19 protein-coding genes are annotated in these 20,854 nt (G+C 60.1%); 10 read left to right on the forward strand and 9 right to left on the reverse strand.

Features of this window, described 5'->3' with window-relative positions; translation table 11 throughout:
* Positions 1–43: 43 nt before the first annotated feature.
* Complete coding sequence (gene sppA / locus ELK40_RS09290) at positions 44–1,900, reverse strand: signal peptide peptidase SppA (protein WP_127730443.1); 1,857 nt, start codon at positions 1,898–1,900, stop codon at positions 44–46.
* Positions 1,901–2,067: 167 nt separating this feature from the next.
* Here sppA and ELK40_RS09295 point away from each other — a divergent pair, with 167 nt between their 5' ends.
* The 3 genes from ELK40_RS09295 (at position 2,068) to ELK40_RS09305 (ending at position 5,691) form a co-directional block, all read left to right on the forward strand.
* Positions 2,068–2,619 (forward strand): NAD(P)H nitroreductase, encoded by a 552-nt coding sequence (locus ELK40_RS09295; RefSeq protein WP_127730445.1) that lies wholly within the window; start codon positions 2,068–2,070, stop codon positions 2,617–2,619.
* Between the two features lie 116 nt (positions 2,620–2,735).
* Positions 2,736–3,779 carry a selenide, water dikinase SelD gene (gene selD, locus ELK40_RS09300; protein ID WP_008500702.1) on the forward strand — a complete coding sequence of 348 codons (1,044 nt, stop codon included), beginning with the start codon at positions 2,736–2,738 and terminating at the stop codon, positions 3,777–3,779.
* A gap of 4 nt (positions 3,780–3,783) precedes the next feature.
* Entirely contained in the window at positions 3,784–5,691 is a 1,908-nt protein-coding gene (locus ELK40_RS09305) for a DNA topoisomerase III (protein WP_111965584.1), read from the forward strand.
* 25 nt (positions 5,692–5,716) lie between these two features.
* Here ELK40_RS09305 and gdhA read toward each other — a convergent pair whose 3' ends face one another.
* Complete coding sequence (gene gdhA / locus ELK40_RS09310; protein WP_115874799.1) at positions 5,717–7,060, reverse strand: NADP-specific glutamate dehydrogenase; 1,344 nt, start codon at positions 7,058–7,060, stop codon at positions 5,717–5,719.
* 229 nt (positions 7,061–7,289) lie between these two features.
* Between gdhA and ELK40_RS09315 the strand changes: the two genes are divergently transcribed.
* Entirely contained in the window at positions 7,290–7,568 is a 279-nt protein-coding gene (locus tag ELK40_RS09315) for a DUF1496 domain-containing protein (RefSeq protein WP_115874800.1), read from the forward strand.
* Here the strand turns inward: ELK40_RS09315 and ELK40_RS09320 are convergent.
* Positions 7,528–7,944, reverse strand: coding sequence for a pyrimidine (deoxy)nucleoside triphosphate diphosphatase (locus ELK40_RS09320; RefSeq protein ID WP_115874801.1), 417 nt, complete (start codon positions 7,942–7,944; stop codon positions 7,528–7,530). The two genes, ELK40_RS09315 and ELK40_RS09320, sit on opposite strands and share 41 nt — an antisense overlap.
* 75 nt (positions 7,945–8,019) lie before the next feature.
* Here ELK40_RS09320 and ELK40_RS09325 point away from each other — a divergent pair, with 75 nt between their 5' ends.
* Positions 8,020–8,589, forward strand: coding sequence for a carboxymuconolactone decarboxylase family protein (locus ELK40_RS09325; RefSeq protein WP_127730447.1), 570 nt, complete (start codon positions 8,020–8,022; stop codon positions 8,587–8,589).
* Complete coding sequence (locus ELK40_RS09330) at positions 8,582–9,199, forward strand: CDP-alcohol phosphatidyltransferase family protein (protein WP_127730449.1); 618 nt, start codon at positions 8,582–8,584, stop codon at positions 9,197–9,199. The genes ELK40_RS09325 and ELK40_RS09330 overlap by 8 nt, the downstream gene beginning before the upstream one ends.
* Here ELK40_RS09330 and ELK40_RS09335 read toward each other — a convergent pair.
* From ELK40_RS09335 to xthA, 6 genes are all read right to left on the reverse strand, one after another.
* Positions 9,196–10,503, reverse strand: coding sequence for a rhodanese-like domain-containing protein (locus ELK40_RS09335; RefSeq protein ID WP_127730450.1), 1,308 nt, complete (start codon positions 10,501–10,503; stop codon positions 9,196–9,198). The two genes, ELK40_RS09330 and ELK40_RS09335, sit on opposite strands and share 4 nt — an antisense overlap.
* A 73-nt stretch (positions 10,504–10,576) precedes the next feature.
* On the reverse strand, positions 10,577–11,197 hold the full coding sequence (locus ELK40_RS09340) for an ATP-binding cassette domain-containing protein (protein WP_127730452.1): 621 nt from the start codon (positions 11,195–11,197) through the stop codon (positions 10,577–10,579).
* Entirely contained in the window at positions 11,197–12,726 is a 1,530-nt protein-coding gene (locus tag ELK40_RS09345; protein ID WP_127730454.1) for a thiamine ABC transporter permease, read from the reverse strand. The genes ELK40_RS09340 and ELK40_RS09345 overlap by 1 nt, the downstream gene beginning before the upstream one ends.
* Positions 12,699–13,868, reverse strand: coding sequence for an ABC transporter substrate-binding protein (locus ELK40_RS09350; RefSeq protein WP_127730456.1), 1,170 nt, complete (start codon positions 13,866–13,868; stop codon positions 12,699–12,701). The genes ELK40_RS09345 and ELK40_RS09350 overlap by 28 nt, the downstream gene beginning before the upstream one ends.
* A gap of 6 nt (positions 13,869–13,874) precedes the next feature.
* On the reverse strand, positions 13,875–14,558 hold the full coding sequence (locus tag ELK40_RS09355) for a TVP38/TMEM64 family protein (protein ID WP_127730458.1): 684 nt from the start codon (positions 14,556–14,558) through the stop codon (positions 13,875–13,877).
* Positions 14,559–14,564: 6 nt separating this feature from the next.
* On the reverse strand, positions 14,565–15,371 hold the full coding sequence (gene xthA / locus ELK40_RS09360; protein WP_111965595.1) for an exodeoxyribonuclease III: 807 nt from the start codon (positions 15,369–15,371) through the stop codon (positions 14,565–14,567).
* A gap of 433 nt (positions 15,372–15,804) precedes the next feature.
* Here xthA and ELK40_RS09365 point away from each other — a divergent pair, with 433 nt between their 5' ends.
* The 4 genes from ELK40_RS09365 to astB are packed head-to-tail and all read left to right on the forward strand — an operon-like array spanning position 15,805 to position 20,852.
* Positions 15,805–17,025 (forward strand): aspartate aminotransferase family protein, encoded by a 1,221-nt coding sequence (locus ELK40_RS09365; protein WP_029742016.1) that lies wholly within the window; start codon positions 15,805–15,807, stop codon positions 17,023–17,025.
* Entirely contained in the window at positions 17,022–18,056 is a 1,035-nt protein-coding gene (gene astA / locus ELK40_RS09370) for an arginine N-succinyltransferase (protein WP_008500686.1), read from the forward strand. Before ELK40_RS09365 ends, astA begins: the two co-directional genes overlap by 4 nt.
* Entirely contained in the window at positions 18,053–19,540 is a 1,488-nt protein-coding gene (gene astD, locus ELK40_RS09375; RefSeq protein WP_127730460.1) for a succinylglutamate-semialdehyde dehydrogenase, read from the forward strand. The genes astA and astD overlap by 4 nt, the downstream gene beginning before the upstream one ends.
* The gene (gene astB / locus ELK40_RS09380) at positions 19,527–20,852 is read left to right on the forward strand and encodes an N-succinylarginine dihydrolase (RefSeq protein WP_127730462.1); all 1,326 of its coding nucleotides are present in this window, start codon (positions 19,527–19,529) and stop codon (positions 20,850–20,852) included. Before astD ends, astB begins: the two co-directional genes overlap by 14 nt.
* Positions 20,853–20,854: the final 2 nt, after the last annotated feature.

Consider the following 20,854-nt stretch of genomic DNA (forward strand, 5'->3'; position numbering starts at 1 on the left):
TCAAAAGAAAAAAATCCCCTCTTCGCGGGAAGAGGGGACGGTTTTAACGGACGTTCGCGCAGGTCAGGCAAAACGCGTAACGACTCTGTGGATCGTTAAAGGCCGCAAACTTATCGCTTTCTGCCTTCATCGCTTTTGCCGCCGTGGCGACCGGCGCAGGCAGGTAAGCCTGCAGCGCCTCCGGCAGCATGGCACGTACCGAGCCGGACATGCTGTCCATGACCATATCGAAGAACGACGGTTCGTCCTGGTAATACTCGATATGCCACTGCTTCAGCTTCGCCAGTTCGGCGGCTTTCTTCACCGCGTCATCGAAGTCACCCAGGCTGTCGACCAGACCGTTGCTCTTCGCATCCTGGCCGGTCCAGACGTGGCCCTGTGCAATCTGGTCGATCTGCTCAGGCGTCTTTTTACGCGAGTCCGCGACCAGGGTGATAAAGCGATTATAGCCGTTCTCAATGCTGAGCTGCATCATCTCAGAAACTTCCGGCGGCAGGGATTTGGTCACCGACACATCCGCCAGCGGAGAGGTTGCTACACCATCGGTATGCACGCCCAGAGAATCCAGGCTGTTTTCCACGGTGTTGATCACCCCGAAGATGCCAATCGAGCCGGTCAGCGTGCTTGGGTTAGCCACGATGTAGTTGGCTGGCGTGGAGATCCAGTAACCTCCGGAGGCGGCCATTCCGCCCATTGAGACGACGACCGGCTTGCCTGCGGCGCGGGCCGCGGCCAGTTCAGCACGGATCACCTCTGAGGCGCTGACGCTGCCGCCAGGGCTGTTGACCCGCAGGACAATTGCCTTCACTTTCGGATCGAGACGAGCATCGCGGATTTGCGACGCGGTAGTATCGCCGCCCACGTTTCCCGGGGTCTCCTGACCGTCCATGATCGCACCGTTGGCAAAGACCACCGCGACGCTGTCACCATTCTCATCCGGTTTTTTCGTCGAGTAATCATACATGCTGATGGCGCTGTAATTTTTGTCCTCTTTGCTCCAGCCAAACTGTTTGCTCAGGGATTTTTCAATCTCGGCGCTGGTGCCCAGGGCATCAACCAGTTTGTTATCGAGCGCATATTTTGCGGTATCACCGTCAACCTTACGCAGGCCTTCGAGCACGCCCTGCGCGCCAGGGAACACCTGCTCAGGCGTAATCTGACGGTTAGCGGCAACGGTGCCGAGATAGTTCTGCCACAGCTCGCCAATCCAGCGGCTATCTGCTTCGCGGGCGGCAGGGGACATATCGTCGCGGATAAACGGCTCCACGGCAGATTTGTACGTACCGACGCGGAAGACGTGGGTGGTGACCTTCAGCTTGTCGAGCAGCGATTTATAGTACAGGCCGTTGGTGGCAAAGCCGTGCAGATCGACCGTGCCCTGCGGGGAGAGCCAGATCTTATTGGCGAAGCTCGCCAGATAATATTGCCCCTGGCTGTAGCTGTCGCCCACGGCAATCACCGGCTTGCCGCTGTCGCGGAACTCGCGCAGCGCTTTACCGATGTACTGCATGGAAGGCTGATCGCCACCGGCAAAATCTTTCAGATCCAGCACGATGCCGGTGATGTTGCGGTCATCTTTGGCCTGACGGATGGTATCGACGATATCGAACAGGGAATTTTCCTGCAGGCGGTCTGATGTCGCGCCAAACAGCTGACGGCTGATTACGCCCAGACGGCTGCTGGCGGAAGGTTTATCAACAATAACGCCGGTGATATCGAGTAACAGCGCCCCGCGAGTCGAATGCTGCGCCTGATTCGCGTTGCTGATGTGCATCCAGATTCCCGCGCAAACCAGAACCAGAAAAATGAAGAAGATGTTCATCACCAGGTTGCGGACGAAGTTGAGCAGTCGCCACGTCCATTTAAAGAAACCGGCAATGATTCGCCAAAGGGTTCGCATGTATTCTCCCTAACCAGAAAATGACTGTTTCCGTCGCCACTGGACGGTAATGTTGGGTTATCGTAATGACCCAACCGCCACTTGTCAGCAGGAATCGCCTGCCAGGCTGTAACAAAATCTGCCGTCGTGTTAATTTTGTGAGTAAATTTCAAGAAAGGAGTTAACCAATGGACGCACTCGAACTGCTTGTTAACCGCCGTAGCGCTTCCCGTCTGGCCGAACCTGCCCCGGCAGGCGAGCAGCTGGAGAACATTCTGCGTGCCGGCATGCGTGCCCCCGATCATGGCACACTGCAGCCGTGGCACTTCTTTGTAATTGAAGGCGAAGGCCGCGATCGTTTCAGCCAGCTGCTGGAGCAGGGTGCGGTGGCCGCCGGGCAGGATGAGAAGGGCATCGACAAGGCGCGCAATGCCCCGTTCCGTGCACCGATGATTATTGCTGTCTTGGCGAAATGCCAGGCCGACCATAAGGTGCCGGTCTGGGAGCAGGAAATGTCCGCGGGCTGTGCGGTAATGGCGATGCAAATGGCCGCCGTCGCGCAGGGCTTCAACGGCATCTGGCGCACCGGGCCGCTGACGGAGAGCGTAGCCGTACGGGAAGGATTCTCCTGTGGCGAGCATGACAAAATTGTCGGCTTCCTCTATCTCGGTACTCCGCAGCTTAAAGCCTCCAGCACCATCAGCGTGCCGGACACCACGCCTTTCGTCAGCCGTTTCTGATAACGCGCGCTAAACTGTCTGGATTCTGAGCATCTGCCGCAGAATTCAGACAGTCATACTTACCTCTTTATGGAATGAGCGCTACCATAGCGCGATTGAGATGACAGGAGACGTCCATGAGCGAGCAAACCATTCGTTTAACGCAGTACAGCCACGGAGCCGGTTGCGGTTGTAAAATTTCCCCGAAAGTGCTGGAGACCATCCTGCACAGCGAACAGGCGAAGTTTGTCGACCCGAACCTGCTTGTCGGCAACGAAACGCGTGACGATGCAGCGGTTTATGACTTAGGTAACGGCACCAGCATTATCAGCACCACCGACTTCTTTATGCCGATTGTCGACAACCCGTTCGACTTCGGACGCATTGCGGCCACCAACGCCATCAGCGATATCTTCGCAATGGGCGGTAAGCCGATTATGGCGATCGCCATTCTGGGCTGGCCGATCAACACCATCCCGCCGGAAGTGGCCCGTGAAGTGATTGATGGCGGCCGTTTCGCCTGCCAGCAGGCGGGAATTGCGCTGGCCGGCGGTCACTCTATTGATGCGCCGGAGCCTATCTTCGGCCTGGCCGTTACCGGCGTGGTGCCGACCGAACGCGTGAAGCGCAACAGCACCGCGCAGGCGGGCTGCAAGCTGTTTCTCACCAAGCCGCTGGGCATTGGCGTGCTGACCACCGCCGAGAAAAAATCCCTGCTGAAACCGGAGCACAAAGGGCTGGCAACCGAAGTCATGTGCCAGATGAACCTCGCCGGTGCGGCGTTTGCCAATATCGACGGCGTGAAGGCGATGACCGACGTGACCGGTTTTGGTCTGCTGGGACACCTCTCCGAGGTGTGTCAGGGCGCGGGCGTGCAGGCGCAGGTCTGGTATCAGGACGTGCCGAAGCTGCCGGGCGTGGAAGAGTATATTGCTCAGGGCGCGGTTCCGGGCGGTACCCAGCGTAACTTCGCCAGCTACGGTCACCTGATGGGCGAAATGCCTGAGGAGTGGCGCAACCTGCTGTGCGATCCGCAAACCTCCGGCGGCCTGCTGCTGGCGGTGACGCCGGAATCCGAAGCCGAGGTTCAGGCCACGGCCGCCGAGTTCGGCATTACCCTGACGGCGATCGGCGAGCTGGTGACCGCGCGCGGCGGTCGTCCGATGATTGAGATCCGTTAATTCGATGCGGTTGTTTATTGCCGAAAAGCCGAGCCTGGCCCGTGCCATCGCCGATGTGCTGCCTAAGCCGCATCGCAAAGGCGACGGCTTTATCGAATGCGGTAACGGGCAGGTGGTTACATGGTGTATTGGTCACCTGCTTGAGCAGGCGCAGCCGGATGTCTACGACAGCCGCTACGCCCGCTGGAACCTGAACGATCTGCCCATCGTGCCTGAAAAATGGCGCCTGCAGCCCCGACCTTCGGTGACCAAACAGCTCAACGTGATCAAGCGCTTCCTGCATGAAGCCGATGAAATCGTGCACGCGGGTGACCCGGACAGGGAAGGACAGCTGCTGGTGGATGAGGTGCTGGACTATCTGGAGCTCGCGCCGGAAAAGCGTCAGCAGGTGCAGCGCTGCCTGATCAACGACCTCAACCCGCAGGCGGTGGAGCGTGCGATCTCGCGCCTGCGCGCCAACAGCGAATTTATCCCGCTGTGCGTCTCGGCATTAGCCCGCGCCCGCGCGGACTGGCTGTACGGTATCAACATGACCCGTGCCTACACCATCCTCGGGCGCAACGCGGGCTATCAGGGCGTGCTCTCCGTGGGGCGCGTGCAGACGCCGGTGCTGGGGCTGGTCGTGCGTCGCGATGAAGAGATTGAAAACTTCGTCGCCAAAGATTTCTTTGAGGTGAAAGCGCATATCGTCACGCCTGAAGACGAGCGTTTTACCGCCGTCTGGCAGCCGAGCGATGCCTGCGAATCGTATCAGGATGAAGAGGGGCGTCTGCTGCACCGTCCGCTGGCGGAGCACGTGGTTAACCGCATTACCGGACAGCCCGCTATCGTCACCAGCTATAACGATAAACGGGAATCAGAACCCGCGCCTCTGCCGTTCTCGCTGTCGGCCCTGCAGATTGAGGCCGCGAAGCGCTTTGGCCTCAGCGCGCAGAACGTGCTGGATATCTGCCAGAAGCTCTATGAAACCCACAAGCTGATCACCTATCCGCGTTCGGACAGCCGCTATCTGCCGGAAGAGCACTTTGCCGGTCGTCATTCGGTGATGAACGCCATCAGCGTGCACGCGCCGGATCTGCTCCCGCAGCCGGCGGTGAATCCGGATACCCATAACCGCTGCTGGGACGACAAAAAGGTGGACGCCCACCACGCGATTATCCCGACGGCGCGCGCCAGCAGCGTCAACCTGACGGATAACGAAGCGAAGGTCTACAACCTGATCGCCCGTCAGTACCTGATGCAGTTCTGCCCGGACGCGGTGTTCCGCAAATGCGTGATCGAGCTGGAAATCGCGAAAGGAAAGTTTATCGCCAAAGCCCGTTTCCTCGCGGAAGCAGGCTGGCGTACCCTGCTGGGGAACAAAGAGCGTGACGAGGAGAACGACGGCACGCCGCTGCCCGTCGTCGCTAAAGACGATGAGCTGCTGTGTGAAAAAGGGGAAGTGGTGGAACGCCAGACCCAGCCGCCGCGCCATTTCACCGATGCGACGCTGCTGTCGGCGATGACCGGGATCGCCCGGTTCGTGCAGGATAAAGATCTGAAGAAGATCCTGCGCGCCACCGACGGTCTGGGTACGGAAGCGACGCGAGCGGGGATCATCGAGCTGCTCTTTAAGCGCGGTTTTCTTGAGAAGAAGGGGCGCTATATCCATTCGACCGAGCCGGGACGCGCGCTGATTCATTCCCTGCCGGAGCTGGCCGCCAGGCCGGACATGACCGCGCACTGGGAATCGGTGCTGACGCAGATCAGCGAGAAGCAGTGTCGCTATCAGGACTTTATGCAGCCGCTGGTCGGGACGCTTTACCAGCTGATCGATCAGGCGCGCAGCACGCCGGTGAAAACGTTCAGAGGGATGGTTGCACCCGGTGGTGGCGCGAAGAAACCGTTTAAAAAGAAAAAGAGCGCGGCCTGATACACCCGGCCGCACGCTATAAACCTTAAATCACACCCTGCCCAATCATCGCATCCGCCACCTTCACGAATCCGGCGATATTCGCCCCGCGCACGTAGTTGGTTTGCGATGCCTCGCCGCCGTACTCCACGCAGGCATGGTGAATATCCAGCATGATGTGATGCAGGCGGGCATCCACTTTTTCCGCCTTCCAGCCGAGACGCGCGGCGTTTTGCGCCATCTCCAGGCCGGATGTCGCCACGCCACCCGCGTTGGCGGCCTTGCCCGGTGCAAACAGTACGCCCGCTTCCTGGAACAGATCCGTCGCTTCGATAGTGGTCGGCATGTTCGCCCCTTCGGCTACCGCCTTCACGCCATTGTTAATCAGCGTACGCGCGGCGTCCACGTCCAGCTCATTCTGAGTGGCGCACGGCAAGGCGATATCCACCGGCACGCCCCACGGCTGTTTGCCTTCAAGATAGGTCAAGCCAAACTCCCGGGCGTAATCCGCCACGCGTCCATCGCGGCTAGCTTTGATTTCACACAGGCGAGCCAGCTTCTCTGCCGTGAAGCCCGCTTCATCCACCACCGTTCCGCTGGAATCAGAGGCGGTCACTACGCGAGCGCCAAACTGCATCGCTTTCTCAATCGCGTACTGCGCCACGTTACCGGAGCCGGACACCGCGACGCGCATGCCTTCAAAGCCTAAACCGTGGCGCTTGAGCATGGCCTCGGTGAAGTAAACCAGGCCGTACCCGGTCGCTTCCGGGCGGATCAGGCTCCCGCCAAACGACAGCCCCTTACCGGTAAAGACGCAGGCGCTGTTGTTGGAGAGCTTTTTCATCATCCCGGCCATAAAGCCCACTTCACGTCCGCCGACGCCGATATCACCGGCAGGCACGTCGGTATCAGGACCAAGATGGCGATAGAGTTCGGTCATCAGCGCCTGGCAGAAACGCATGATTTCACCTTCGCTTTTGCCTTTCGGGTCGAAATCGCTGCCGCCTTTCCCGCCGCCCATGGGCAGCGTGGTGAGGGCGTTTTTAAAGGTCTGCTCGAAGCCGAGGAATTTCAGAATCGACAGGTTCACGGACGGATGGAAACGCATGCCGCCCTTAAACGGGCCGATGGCCGAGTTGAACTGTACGCGCCACGCGCGGTTAACCTGCACCTGATTGCGATCGTCAACCCACGTCACGCGGAACTGGATCACGCGCTCTGGCTCGACCAGGCGTTCGAGCAAAGACATCTGGCGATAGCGCGGGTTTTGTTCAAGGAAGGGCCACAGGGTGGTCATCACTTCACGCACGGCCTGCGCGAACTCGCTTTGGTGCGGGTCGCGCTGCTGAACGTGGGCAAGGAAACTTTCCAGAGAGCGTGTCTGATCCATAGATATAAGAACCTCTTATAATAATGTTTGTATATGACTTATGCGATTTGTGTTGTTTTTTTGACTATACCACCCGTACTGCTTTGTCTGGCAAGCAGAAATTTAGGGCGAAAGGGAAATTAATGAGAGCGCGGGCGTCATAACCAAAAGCGATGACGAGATAAATTAAAGGTTCCGCGCGGGTTTACCGTTATAGTCATTATCAAGGGAACAACAGGAAGATGTGTCTATGAAACGTTATCTATTAACCGCGTTATGTCTGATCTTCACCGCTGGCGCGCAGGCTGACCGCATTCGTCCGGACGTGGAAGTGAATGTGCCGCCGGAAGTGTTTAGCTCCAGCGGCCAGAATCAAACGGTGCAGCCCTGTAATCAGTGCTGCATCTATCAGAATCAGAACTACTCGGAAGGCGCCGTGGTGAAAGCGGACGGCATTCTGCTGCAGTGCCAGCGCGACGAGCGCGCCATCAGCACGAACCCGCTGGTCTGGCGTCGCGTAAAACAATAAACGCTTCCAGCAGGGGAATATCCGCGGGGGCTAAGGCGTAGCCGAACGCCTCTTCCGGCGTACACCACGCCAGCGCGCTGTGGTAGTGCGCCGTGAGCGCACCGCTAAACGCAGGAACGTGCCAGGCATGCAGGTTGATTAACCGCTGCGAGACCTCGCGCTGGTGGCTTGCCACGTATTGCGCGGGCAGCGCTTCAATACCCAACTCTTCACGCAGCTCGCGGATAAGCGCCTCGGGCTGGGTTTCACCCGCCTCGACTTTGCCGCCTGCAAATTCCCACATGCCCGGCTGGTCGGCGTGGGCAGGGCGCTGTGCCAGTAAAATTTTGTCGTCTTTTTCGATGATGGCGGCAACGACATCGAGTGTTTTCAGCATGGTCGTCAATAATTGATGGCGAAAAAAGACATATTATCGTGCCCTTTCTCAGAGTCCAGCTATCAGGAGAAGCAGGTGAAAGAGACTACCGCCTGGGTTGCCCCTATCGAATCCCTTCCCGCCAGCCTTAAACCCATTGCCGTGATGCAAAAAAAGCATTTTGGCACCGTGCTAAATCCCACGCGCTGGTGGGGGCGCATGCCGCGTCTGTTCTGGCTGGTGGCGCTGTTCGTCGGTTTTCTGGAGCGTCGTCGCGCGCGCCTGACGCCCGTTCTGCGTTCGCTGCTCATGACGCGGGTATCCCAGCTCTGCCATTGCGCTTTCTGTATTGATGCCAACAGCCTGCGGCTGGCCGAGCGCAGCGGGGCGCTGGATAAGGTGCAGGCCGTGAGCGACTGGCAGGATTCAGCCTTGTTCACGGAGCAGGAGCGCGCGGCGCTGGCCTACGCCGAGGCGGTGACCGCCACGCCGCCCCGGGCGGATGAGGCCATCAGAGCGGCGCTGAAGCGCCACTTTACGGATGACGCCATCACCGAGATGACGGCGCTCATTGCCTTTCAGAATCTCTCCGCCCGCTTTAACGCCGCGCTGGATATTCCGGCGCAGGGGCTGTGCGCCACAGTTAACGAGACGCCTCATGCTTGACCGCCATCTTCACCCGCGGATAAAACCCGCTCTGAATCGTCTGGTTTCCGTGCTGGACAGGCAGGGCATTACGCCCGACGGATTAACCCTTACCGGGTTTGCGATTGGCGTGCTGGCGCTGCCGTTTCTGGCCCTCGGCTGGTATCCGGCGGCGCTGGTCGCCATCGTGCTTAACCGCCTGCTGGATGGGCTGGACGGGGCGCTGGCGCGCCGCAGAGGGCTGAGCGATGCGGGGGGATTTCTCGATATCGCGCTCGATTTTCTTTTCTACGCCCTGGTGCCGTTTGGCTTTACGCTGGCTGCTCCGGCAGAGAATGCGCTGGCGGCTGCCTGGCTGCTGTTTGCGTTTATCGGGACCGGCAGCAGTTTTCTGGCGTTTGCGGCGCTGGCCGCAAAGCACGACATCGACAACCCCGGCTATGCGCACAAGTCGTTTTATTACATCGGTGGGTTAACGGAAGGGACGGAGACCATCGCGCTGTTCGTGCTGTGCTGCCTCTTCCCGGCGCACTTTACGCTGTTCGCGTGGGTATTCGGCGCGCTGTGCTGGCTGACCACCACAACGCGCGTCTGGAGCGGCTATGTGACGCTGAAGTCACTCAACCCTTAGAGAGCGCTCTCTGGACCGCGCTCTCCGCTGGTGACCGGGTTCTGCGGGTGACTGCTCCATTCGTACCAGCCGCCGTCATAGACGGCGACATTCTTCCAGCCCATCGCCCGGGCGTACATAAAGGTTTCGGACGCCCGCCAGCCGGTGCCGCAGTAAAACGCGACGTGCTGTTCCGGCAGAATATTCCAGCGCTTCCACTGGGCGGCGATATCGTCCGCGCTGCGCATGGTGCCATCCGGGTTATGGAAATCCTCCATGTGGGTCGCATCGCTGCCCGCGTGGCCCCAGCGGGCACCGGCAATTTCACCTTTTGGTTTGATGTAGCTGTAGCCGCTGGTTTCGCCGATGAACTCCGGCCACGAGCGAATGCTGACCAGGGAGGCATCCTGACGGTGCAGCATGCCGCGCGCCTGTTCCATATCCACCATCAGCTGCGGCTGGCCGGGGATCGGCGCGCCAAAATCGGGGGCGGGTTTGACGGGGCCGGGCACTCCGCCCTGTACCAGCAGTCCCGAATCAGACCATGCCTTCCAGCCGCCGTCCAGAAGACGTACATCTTTCACGCCGGCGTAGAGCATTATCTGGGCCACACGGGCGGCGGCGTAAACGTCGCGACCATACAGAATAACGGTAGTATCATGGCGGATCCCGTGTTTCTCCAGCATCGCTTTCAGCTTGTCGTCAGAGACTTTATTCCACAGCGGTTCGCTTTCAACCTCGTTAGTATCGATGTAGCCCGCCCCGGGAATATGGCCGAGCAGATAAAATTTAGGCGCCCCCCAGCCGGCTTCTATAATCTTCCAGTCGGCTGATGGTGCCGCGGTGATACGTTCCCCTTGTTGCAGGCGATGGATCCACTCCGGGTAAACCAGCTGTTCAAAGTGCGGCAGACGCTGAAGACGGCCGGGGGTCTGCAGAGCATCGCTGAGCAGCGAAACGTGGCGATATCCTGCTTTCTCCAGACGGGCTTTCACCGCCTGGTTATCCCTATCGTCACCGTACAGAGCGATGGCCGTCGTAGGGGTCAACTGATGCTGTTTTGCCCAAAGCGCAAGCTGCTCGTCGCTCATGCTGTCAAGCCAGGCGGCAGCCAGGTTGATTGCGGCGGGTTCATGCCCGGAAGGCGCGCGAAAAGTCTGTGGCCAGCCGTTATAGAAGGCGCTGGGCCGGGTATCGACAGGCGTGCCGTGCTGCGCCTGAAGCTGAGACAGCGTCATCGCGTTGGGCATATCAGCCGCCAGAGAGGAAAAGGACGCGAGGCCGCAGAGCAGAGCCAGCGCGGTCAGTTGAGAAACACGTTTCATCGAATAACCTGACGTCAATAAAAGAGGGGGGCATTGTCGTCTCTCCCGAAACGGAAAACATTGCGTTAGCACATTATTGCCAGCGAGAAATCTCAATCAGCTTGCCGCCGGGTGGAATATCGTCCTCATCGTGCGTGACCAGCACCACCGGGATATTGCGCGAGCGGACGGCGTCAAAAACCCATGCCCGAAACGAGGCCCGCAACGCTTTATCGAGGCGGCTGAACGGTTCATCCAGCAGCAGCGCCTGCGGCTCCGCGAGCAGGGCGCGCAGCAGGCTCACCCGGGCGCGCTCCCCGCCGGAAAGGGTGGCCGGGTCGCTGGCGTAATGACCGCTCAGCCCCGCGGAATTCAGAGCCTGCTCGACCGCTTCCCGACGCGCGCGTCCGGTGATGCGCTCGGGCAGCGCCAGCAGCAAATTCTGCCCGACGCTGAACTGTTCGAACAGCAGCGCGTCCTGAAAGAGAATACCCAGCCCGCGGGATTCCACGGGGAGACCGTCGCAGCGACGCGCGTCCAGCCACAGTTCGCCCCGCGCCTGGAAATCGTCTGACAGCGCGCCGACCATCCAGGCAAAAAGGGTCGATTTGCCGCTGCCGGACGGCCCCATCAGGGTGACGATCTCCCCGCGGGGCACGCAAAAACTAACCTCGCGGAAAAGCGGTTCGATGGTGAGATTGTTTACCTTCAGCATTAACGTAATCCTTGTCGATAGCGGCCCACGAGCTGGGATAGCAGGGCAGCAAGACCAAACACCGTGCCCGTGACCAGCAGTAGTCCCAGCGCCCGGTTAGCGAGGATCGGGATGCTGCCCCCGCTGCTGAGCGCGACGGTTTCGGTGGTAAGGGTGGCGAACCGCCCCGCGCCCAGCCACAGCGTCGGCATGTATTGCGCCATGCTGACGGAAAAACCGGTAGCAAAGGCCAGCAGCGCAGGGCGCACCAGCAGGGGACATTTCAGCAGCAAGAAGATTTTTGCCCGTCGCCAGCCGAGCGTTCTGGCGGTAAGGATAAGCCGGGGATCGATCCGCCGCCAGGCGGGCTGCAGCACCAGCAGCATCCACGGCAACACCCAGAGCAGATGGCTCCAGAGCACGGCGGCGTAGTGCCCGTCGACGCCCAGGTGAAGCGCAATCGCGTACTGGCCGGTGACGAGCGGGAGGGCCGGAAGGGCGAGCGGTAGCCACACCCACAGTGCGCCGCGCTGCGGCCCCCATTCCAGCCAGAGCAAGCCGACGACCAGGGCGATCAGGCCTGAAAGCAGACCGAAGGAAAGGCTGCTTCCCACCGGGCCAACGTCATTCCTTTGCGCCAGCATCAACAGCACCACGGCGCACAGCACGCCGCACGCGGGGAGGAACCCGCTCAGTGCTCGCTCAGGCAGGATGCGCTGAGACCGGGGACGCGTCCCCGCGACTTCCGGAATTGTGCGACGCCATGCCTTCCAGAGGCCGTACCCGAGGGCGGCAAGCGCGGACAGCAGCAGAAGGAGAAGCAGGCACAGCAGCGTCCCTTTTGCCTGCTGATGCGCGTCGCCCTGGCTCAGCCACTGCCAGGCCAGCACGGCCAGGGTAGGCGGGTTGCCGGGCCCGAGAACGATCGCCACATCCACGACCGAGAGCGACCATGCCAGCACCGCCAGCATCACTGCGCCGAGGACTGGCGCGATGGCCGGGAGAATCAGCCAGCTGAGCGTCTGAAAACGCCCGTAGCCAAAGGTTTGCAGGGCGATCTTCTGCTGCGCGAGCCGCTTCTCCGGCAGCACGGCGTAAATCGCCCACAGCACAAACGCGCTCTCTTTGACCGCGAGCGTCAGGCCCAGCCCGGCGCCGTATCGGTCAAACGGCGGCGAACAGACGGTGCAGATCTGATAAAACAGACCGCCCTCGGCAAAAAGCAGTAATGCGCCGGTGGCGAACGCCACATGGGGGATCGCCAGTAGCCACGGCAGGCGGGTAGTGAGACGGCGCCAGCGCTTACCGGGCCATAAAAGGCTGACGAGGAAAAGGGCAATCAGCAACGCCCCCAGCGTGGCGATGAGCGTTGAGACCAGCGTGGCGACGGTCGCCTGCGGGAGTTGCGGATCGTTCACCAGCCGCTGCCAGTTTGTCAACGAAAACGCCGGTGCCAACAGCATGGCGCCTGCGGGCAGGAGCGGTAGATAAATTACCGCCATCGCCAGCCAGACTAGCCCGCTCAGCGGGTGCCGTAACGACGCAGCCATTCCTGCTCCAGCGCGTTCACCCAGTCGGACTGCGGCTCTGCAAGCACCTTCGGCAACCCCTGAGGCGTATGGGCCAGCAGCTGTTTGGCTTCACCTTCGGGCAGCGTTTTGGCATCCAGCACGCTCGGATCGCCCCAGATGGCCGGGTCAGCCTTGCGGATCTGCGCCTGCGGTGACAGCAGGAAATTAGCGACCACTTTTGCACCCGCGCTGGCGCCGGCATTGGCCGGAATCGCCACAAAATGGACGTTACCTAGCATCCCACTCTGGAAACCAAAGCTGTAGCTGTCGGCAGGCAGTTCGCCGCTCGCTATTTTTTGCTGACCATGGGCCGGGTTAAAGGTCAGCGACAGGTTCAGACTGCCGCTGGCAAGCAGGGCATCCATCCGTGCAGGGGAAGGGGGGAAATCTTTTCCTTCGCGCCACAGCAGCGGGTGGAGTTTGTCCAGATAATCCCAGAGCGGTGCCGTCACCTCGGCAAAGGTGCTATCGGGGGCCTTTTGCAGCGCGTCCGGGTGAGCGGTCAGCATCAGCAGCAGCTGCTCAAGAAATGCCGTGCCGGTAAAATCGGGCGGGCGCGGATAGCTGATCTTGCCGGGGTGCTGCTGCGCGTAAGCCAGCAGCGCCTGAGGATCCACAGGCGGCGTCGGCATGCTGGCCTTGCGGGCGATAAAGGTCAGCTGCGCGCCGCCCCATGGCGACTCCGCCCCGTCGGTTGGGACGGCAAAATCTTCCGTGACCGGTTTGCGGGTATCAACATAGCGCCAGTTTGGCAGCGTCTGCGCCCATCCGGTTTGCAGCAGGTTCGCCTCTTTCAGCGTGCGGAAGTTTTCGCCGTTAATCCACAGCAGGTCAACCGAGCCGTTGGTCTTACGCCCCGCGGCGGCTTCGGTCTGAATACGTTTTACGGCGTCGGCAGCATCCGCCAGCGGGACGATTTTTAGGGTAATGGCATAGTGCGTTTGCATCTCGCCGCTGACCCATTCCAGATAGCGGTTGACCGCCGGATCGCCGCCCCAGGCGTTAAACCAGACGGTCTGGCCTTTAGCCTGTTGCTGAATGGCCTGCCAGCCGTCGGCGGCAAATAGGGGGGCTGCCAGCAGCAGACCGGTCAGAAACGTGCAAAAACGCACACGGCGCATAATGCCTCACTTTTTAGCAGACGGGAGAAAACGGGAAAACAGCCAGCGGGTGACCAGCGGTAATAACCCCAGTAGTGTAAAGGCGAATACCATGCCAGGCGACAAAATATCGCGCAGCGAGGTCACTTTCCCCAGCTCGCGCCCGGCGTTCAGAAAGATAATCGTGGCGGGCAGCATGGCTGTCTGGCTGACCCACCAGTAGCGGCAGACGCCAATGCGGGTCAGCCCCATAAGCAAATTCACCAGGAAAAACGGTAACAGCGGCATCATGCGCAGGGCAAAAAGATAGCCCGCTCCGTCGCGCGCCATGCCAGCGTTTACCGTTTTCATCTGCTGAGCAAACCGCTGCTGAACCCAGTCGCGCAGCAGATAACGGCTTGCGAGCATCGCAAGCGTCGCCCCGAGGGTGGAGGCAAACGAGACCAGCACGGTGCCTTCCCACAGGCTAAACAACGCCCCGCCCAGCAGGGTAAGGATCGCTGCGCCGGGAATCGAGAGGGCGGAGACCGCCACATAGACCGCAAAAAAGATCAGCGCGCTGCGCAGCGGCGCGTGGTCAACATGGGAGAGGAGTGCCTGCTGGTGGGTTTTAATCCCTTCCAGGGAGAGGGTTCCCGGGGAAAGAATGACAAACGTCAGAATAAATGCGCCCAGAAGGGCGCACAGGAAGAGTGTTTTTCGAATGTTCACGCGTCATTACAGCTTGAATTTAGCCCACACCGGCGCGTGGTCAGACGGTTTTTCCATGCTGCGGATGTCGTAGTCGATCCCGGTTTCGATGCAGCGCTCTGCCAGCGGCGAACTGGCCAGCAGCAGGTCGATACGCAGGCCGCGGTTGTCGTCAAAGCCTTTTGAGCGGTAGTCAAACCAGGAGAAGCGATCCTGCGTTTCCGGGTTGGCGTTGCGGAACGTGTCCACCAGGCCCCAGCCCAGCAGGCGCTCCATCCACTCACGCTCTTCCGGCAGGAAGGAGCATTTGCCGGTGCGCAGCCAGCGTTTGCGGTTCTCTTCGCCGATACCGATATCCAGATCCGTCGGGCTAATATTCATATCGCCCATGATCAGCACCGGATTCTCTTTTTTGAGTTCGGTGGTCAGGTAGTCCTGCAGATCCTGATAAAACTTGGCTTTTGCCGGGAATTTTGTTTCATGGTCACGGCTCTCACCCTGCGGGAAATAGCCGTTAATGACCGTGATATTTCCGAGCGCGGAAGGGACTTCCGCCATGATGATGCGGCGCTGCGCTTCTTCACCGTCGCCGGGGAAGCCGCGACGCACGGAAACCGGCGGCGCTTTGGTCAGCAGCGCGACGCCATAGTGACCTTTCTGGCCGTGATAAAAGACGTTGTAGCCGAGTTTCGCCACCTCTTCGAGGGGGAACATGTCGTCGTGAACCTTTGTCTCCTGCAGGCCGATCACATCTGGCTGATGTTGCTCAACGATAGCTTCAAGCTGATGAGGGCGGGCACGCAGGCCGTTGATATTAAAAGAGACAAATTTCATAGTCGCTGCCAGTGCAAGGTGAATAGTGCAAGGATGGTAGCAGAATTTGCGTCAACTGTTACCGGCTTCGGCCAATAACTGCAACAGATAATGCCGGTGGTGCAATATTTGCACCATTCTGACGCGCCTCGCCCTCAAACAGGGCGTAAATGACCGATAAATTTCGCGAGCGATCACAATTCCAGAATTATATTTGGCCTGTGCATACTCTTTCTGATTTTCATGCGGCAAAGCGCCGCTTGTCGTAAAAATATTCACTTTTTATGCACTAAATGTGAATAACTCCATATTGTAACTTATTGATATTCTGTTACCTCAACCCGTTTATGCAATTTTATCGCTGGCTGGCACGAAGGCTGCAATCTACATTCACAGTGCAAACACTCAATTATTTAACATTCAAATAACTTTTTATTTACCGGATGAGGTCGCTATGTCTCTGTCAATTACGCGTGAAAATTTCGATGAATGGATGATGCCGGTTTACGCTCCGGCGGCTTTTATTCCGGTTCGTGGGGAAGGCTCGCGCCTGTGGGATCAGCAGGGTAAAGAGTATATCGACTTTGCAGGTGGGATTGCGGTGAACGCGCTGGGTCATGCGCACCCGGCGCTGCGTCAGGCGCTGAACGATCAGGCGGCGAAGTTCTGGCATACCGGCAACGGCTTCACCAACGAGCCCGCGCTGCGCCTGGCCAAAAAACTGATCGACGCGACGTTTGCGGAGAAGGTCTTTTTCTGTAACTCGGGGGCGGAAGCCAACGAGGCGGCGCTGAAGCTGGCGCGCAAATATGCGCACGATAAATTTGGAACCCACAAGAGCGGTATCGTTGCGTTCAAAAATGCCTTCCACGGACGCACGCTCTTTACCGTCAGCGCAGGCGGGCAGCCTTCCTACTCGCAGGATTTCGCGCCGCTGCCGCCGGATATTCGTCACGGTATTTATAACGATCTGCAGTCCGCCAGCGAGCTGATTAACGACACCACCTGCGCGGTGATCGTCGAGCCGATGCAGGGCGAGGGCGGCGTGCTTCCTGCGCAAAAAGCGTTCCTGCAGGGGCTGCGTGAGCTGTGCGATCGTCACAACGCGGTGCTGATTTTCGACGAAGTGCAGACCGGCGTGGGCCGCACCGGCGAGCTGTATGCCTATATGCACTACGGCGTCACGCCGGACGTGCTGTCGACCGCCAAAGCGCTGGGCGGCGGCTTCCCGATTGGCGCGACGCTGACCACCGATAAATTCGCCAGCGTGATGACCGTCGGCACCCACGGCACCACCTACGGCGGCAACCCGCTGGCCACCGCCGTCGCCGGACAGGTGCTCGACATCATTAACACCCCTGAGGTGCTGAAGGGCGTTAAGCAGCGCCACGACTGGTTTGTTGAGCGTCTGAACGCCATCAACGGCAAAACGGGGCTGTTTAAAGAGATCCGCGGCCTGGGGCTGTTAATCGGCTGCGAGCTCACAGCTGAGTTTGCCGGGAAAGCTAAACTTATTTCACAGGAAGCGGCAAAAGTGGGCGTGATGGTGCTGATTGCCGGTGCCAACGTAGTGCGTTTTGCTCCCGCGCTGATCGTCAGCGAGGAAGAGGTGCAAACCGGTCTGGACCGCTTTGCGCTGGCGTGTGAAAAAGTGAAATCCGGGGTGTCATCATGATGGTCATCCGTCCCGTTGAGCGCGGCGATCTCGCCGGGCTCATGCAGCTTGCCGGTAAGACGGGAGGCGGGCTGACCTCGCTTCCTGCCGATGAAAAAACGCTGTCGGCGCGCATTGAGCGCGCCCTGCAAACCTGGCAGGGGACGTTGCCAAAAAGCGAACAGGGGTATGTGTTCGTGCTGGAAGACACCGACACGGGGACCGTAGCCGGGATCTGCGCCATTGAAGTGGCCGTCGGGCTTAACGACCCGTGGTACAACTACCGCGTGGGTACCATGGTTCACGCCTCGAAAGAGCTGAACGTCTATAACGCGCTGCCCACGCTGTTTCTCTGCAATGACCACACGGGCGCCAGCGAGCTTTGCACGCTGTTCCTCGATCCTGCGTGGCGCAAAGAGGGCAACGGCTATCTGCTCTCCAAATCGCGCTTTATGTTTATGGCCGCCTTCCGCGATCGCTTTAACGAAAAAGTGGTTGCGGAGATGCGCGGCGTGATCGACGACACCGGCTACTCGCCGTTCTGGGAGAGCCTGGGCGAGCGCTTCTTCTCAATGGAGTTCAGCCGGGCGGACTATCTCTGCGGCACCGGCCAGAAAGCCTTTATTGCCGAACTGATGCCGAAGCATCCTATCTATACCCATTTCCTCAGCCCGGAAGCGCAGGCGGTGATCGGCGAAGTGCATCCGCAAACCGCACCCGCCCGCGCGGTGCTGGAGAAAGAAGGCTTCCGCTACCGCAACTATGTCGACATCTTTGACGGCGGGCCTACGCTTGAGTGCGATATCGACCGCGTGCGCGCGATCCGTAAGAGCCGGCTGGTTGAGGTCTCTGAAGGCCAGCCCGCGCCGGGCGACTGGCCGGCGTGCCTGGTGGCGAACGAAAATTATGCCAACTTCCGCGCCATGCTGGTGCGGACCAACCCGAAATGTGAACGTCTGGTGCTGACGGCTGCAGAACTGGATGCCCTGAAATGTAACGCCGGCGATAAGGTTCGCCTGGTGCGTCTCTGCCCTGAGGAGAAAACAGCATGACATTATGGATTAACGGTGACTGGATCACGGGCGAAGGCGAACAGCGCGTAAAGACTAATCCGGTAGGAAAAGAGGTGCTCTGGAAGGGGCATGACGCCAGCATCGGGCAGGTAGAACAAGCCTGCCGCGCCGCCCGCCGCGCGTTTCCGGCGTGGGCAAAACAGCCTTTCGCCGTGCGCCAGGAAATTGTTGAAAAGTTTGCCGGGCTGCTGGAGGCAAACAAGGCCGAACTGACGCGCATCATCGCGTCTGAAACCAGTAAACCGCGCTGGGAAGCGACAACCGAAGTGACGGCGATGATCAACAAAATCGCCATTTCGGTGAAGGCGTACCACACCCGTACCGGCGAACAGCACACCGACATGCCGGACGGCGCGGCCACGCTGCGCCACCGTCCGCACGGCGTGCTGGCGGTGTTTGGTCCGTACAACTTCCCGGGGCATCTGCCGAATGGGCACATTGTGCCCGCGCTGCTGGCGGGCAATACCGTCATCTTCAAACCGAGCGAGCTCACGCCATTAACCGGCGAAGCGGTGGTTAAGCTGTGGGAACAGGCAGGCCTGCCGCCGGGCGTGCTGAACCTGGTGCAGGGCGGACGGGAAACCGGTCAGGCGCTGAGCGCGCTGAGCGATATCGACGGCCTGCTGTTTACCGGCAGCGCCGGGACGGGCTATCAGCTGCACCGCCAGCTGGCTGGGCAGCCGGAAAAAATTCTGGCGCTGGAGATGGGGGGCAATAACCCGCTGATAGTGGAAGACCCTGACGATATCGACGCCGCGGTGCACCTGACTATTCAGTCCGCCTTTATAACCGCCGGACAGCGCTGCACCTGTGCCCGCCGTCTGCTGGTGAAAAGAGGTGCGCAGGGTGATGCTTTCCTGAAACGTCTTGTAGAGGTAAGCGCGCGCCTGGTGCCAGCCGCGTGGGATGCCGATCCGCAGCCGTTTATCGGCGGACTGATTTCCGAACAGGCCGCGCTGAACGTGCTGAAGGCCTGGCAGGACCACGTCGCGCGCGGCGCGAAAACCCTGCTGGAGCCGAAGCTGGTTCAGCCAGGAACCTCGCTGCTGACGCCGGGCATCGTAGAGATGAGTGGCGCGAGCAACGTCCCGGATGAAGAGGTCTTTGGTCCGCTGCTGTGCGTCTGGCGTTACGACGATTTTGATGCGGCGATTGCGATGGCGAATAACACCCGCTACGGCCTGTCGAGCGGGCTGATTTCGCCTCATCGCGAGAAGTTTGATCGACTGCTGCTGGAAGCGCGCGCCGGGATCGTGAACTGGAATAAACCGCTGACCGGGGCCGCGAGCACCGCGCCGTTCGGCGGCGTGGGCGCATCGGGCAACCATCGCGCCAGCGCGTGGTATGCCGCCGATTACTGTGCCTGGCCGATGGCGAGCCTGGAAACCCCGGCGCTGACGCTGCCGGAGACGCTTAATCCGGGGCTGGACTTTACCGGAGGGGATCGCCATGAAAGCGCGTGAAGTCAACTTTGACGGGCTGGTGGGGCTGACGCACCACTACGCCGGTCTCTCTTTTGGTAATGAAGCCTCCACGAAGCACCGCTTTCAGGTTTCCAACCCGAAGCTGGCGGCGAAGCAGGGGCTGCTTAAGATGAAAGCGCTGGCGGATGCCGGTTTCCCGCAGGCGGTGATCCCGCCGCAGGAGCGTCCGAACGTGGCGGTGCTGCGTCAGCTCGGCTTTAGCGGCACCGATGAGCAGGTGGTTGAAAAAGCGGGTACGCAGACGCCGCACCTGCTCTCGGCGGCAAGCTCGGCCTCTTCGATGTGGGTCGCCAACGCGGCAACCGTCGCGCCGTCAGCCGATACGCTGGATGGCAAAGTCCACCTGACGGTGGCGAACCTGAATAACAAGTTTCACCGCGCCACCGAAGCGGAAACCACCGAGCGCGTGCTGCGCGCCATTTTCAACCAGGACGCCCTTTTTGCGGTGCATCAGGCCCTGCCGCAGGTGGCGATGTTTGGCGACGAAGGCGCGGCCAACCATAACCGCCTGGGGGGCGATTATGGTGACCCGGGCCTGCAGCTGTTTATCTACGGGCGAGAAGAGGGGGGCCACGCCGCGCCAACCCGTTACCCTGCGCGTCAGACGCTGGCGGCCAGCCAGGCGGTTGCCCGCCTGAATCAGGTCAATCCTTCCCAGGTGGTTTTTGCCCAGCAAAACCCGCATGTGATTGACCAGGGCGTATTCCATAACGACGTGATCGCCGTTTCTAACCGCCAGGTGCTGTTCTGCCACGAGCAGGCGTTTGCCCATCAGGAAAAGCTGCTCGCCACGCTGCATGAGCGCGTGCGTGGCTTCACGCCAATCCAGGTGCCAACGGCGGCGGTAAGCGTGCAGGACGCGGTCGAAACGTATCTGTTCAATAGCCAGCTGCTCAGCCGCGATGACGGCAGCATGATGCTGGTTCTGCCGCAGGAGTCCCGGGATCATCAGGGCGTGTGGCGCTACCTGACCGAGCTGGTGAAGGCCGATAACCCGATTGACGAACTGCGCGTGTTTGACCTGCGTGAAAGTATGGCCAACGGCGGTGGTCCAGCCTGTTTACGTCTGCGCGTGGTCTTGACTCAGGCCGAAATGCAGGCGGTTAACCCGGCGGTCATGATGAACGATACGCTCTTTACGCGCCTGAATGACTGGGTCGATCGCTACTATCGCGACCGTCTAACGCAGGCCGATCTGGTTGACCCGCAGCTTCTGCGCGAAGGTCGCGAGGCGCTGGACGCGTTGTCGACAATCCTGCAGCTGGGATCGGTTTATCCGTTCCAGCGCTAAAG

The organism is Enterobacter sp. N18-03635 (assembly GCF_004006055.1).
Lineage (GTDB): Bacteria > Pseudomonadota > Gammaproteobacteria > Enterobacterales > Enterobacteriaceae > Enterobacter > Enterobacter vonholyi.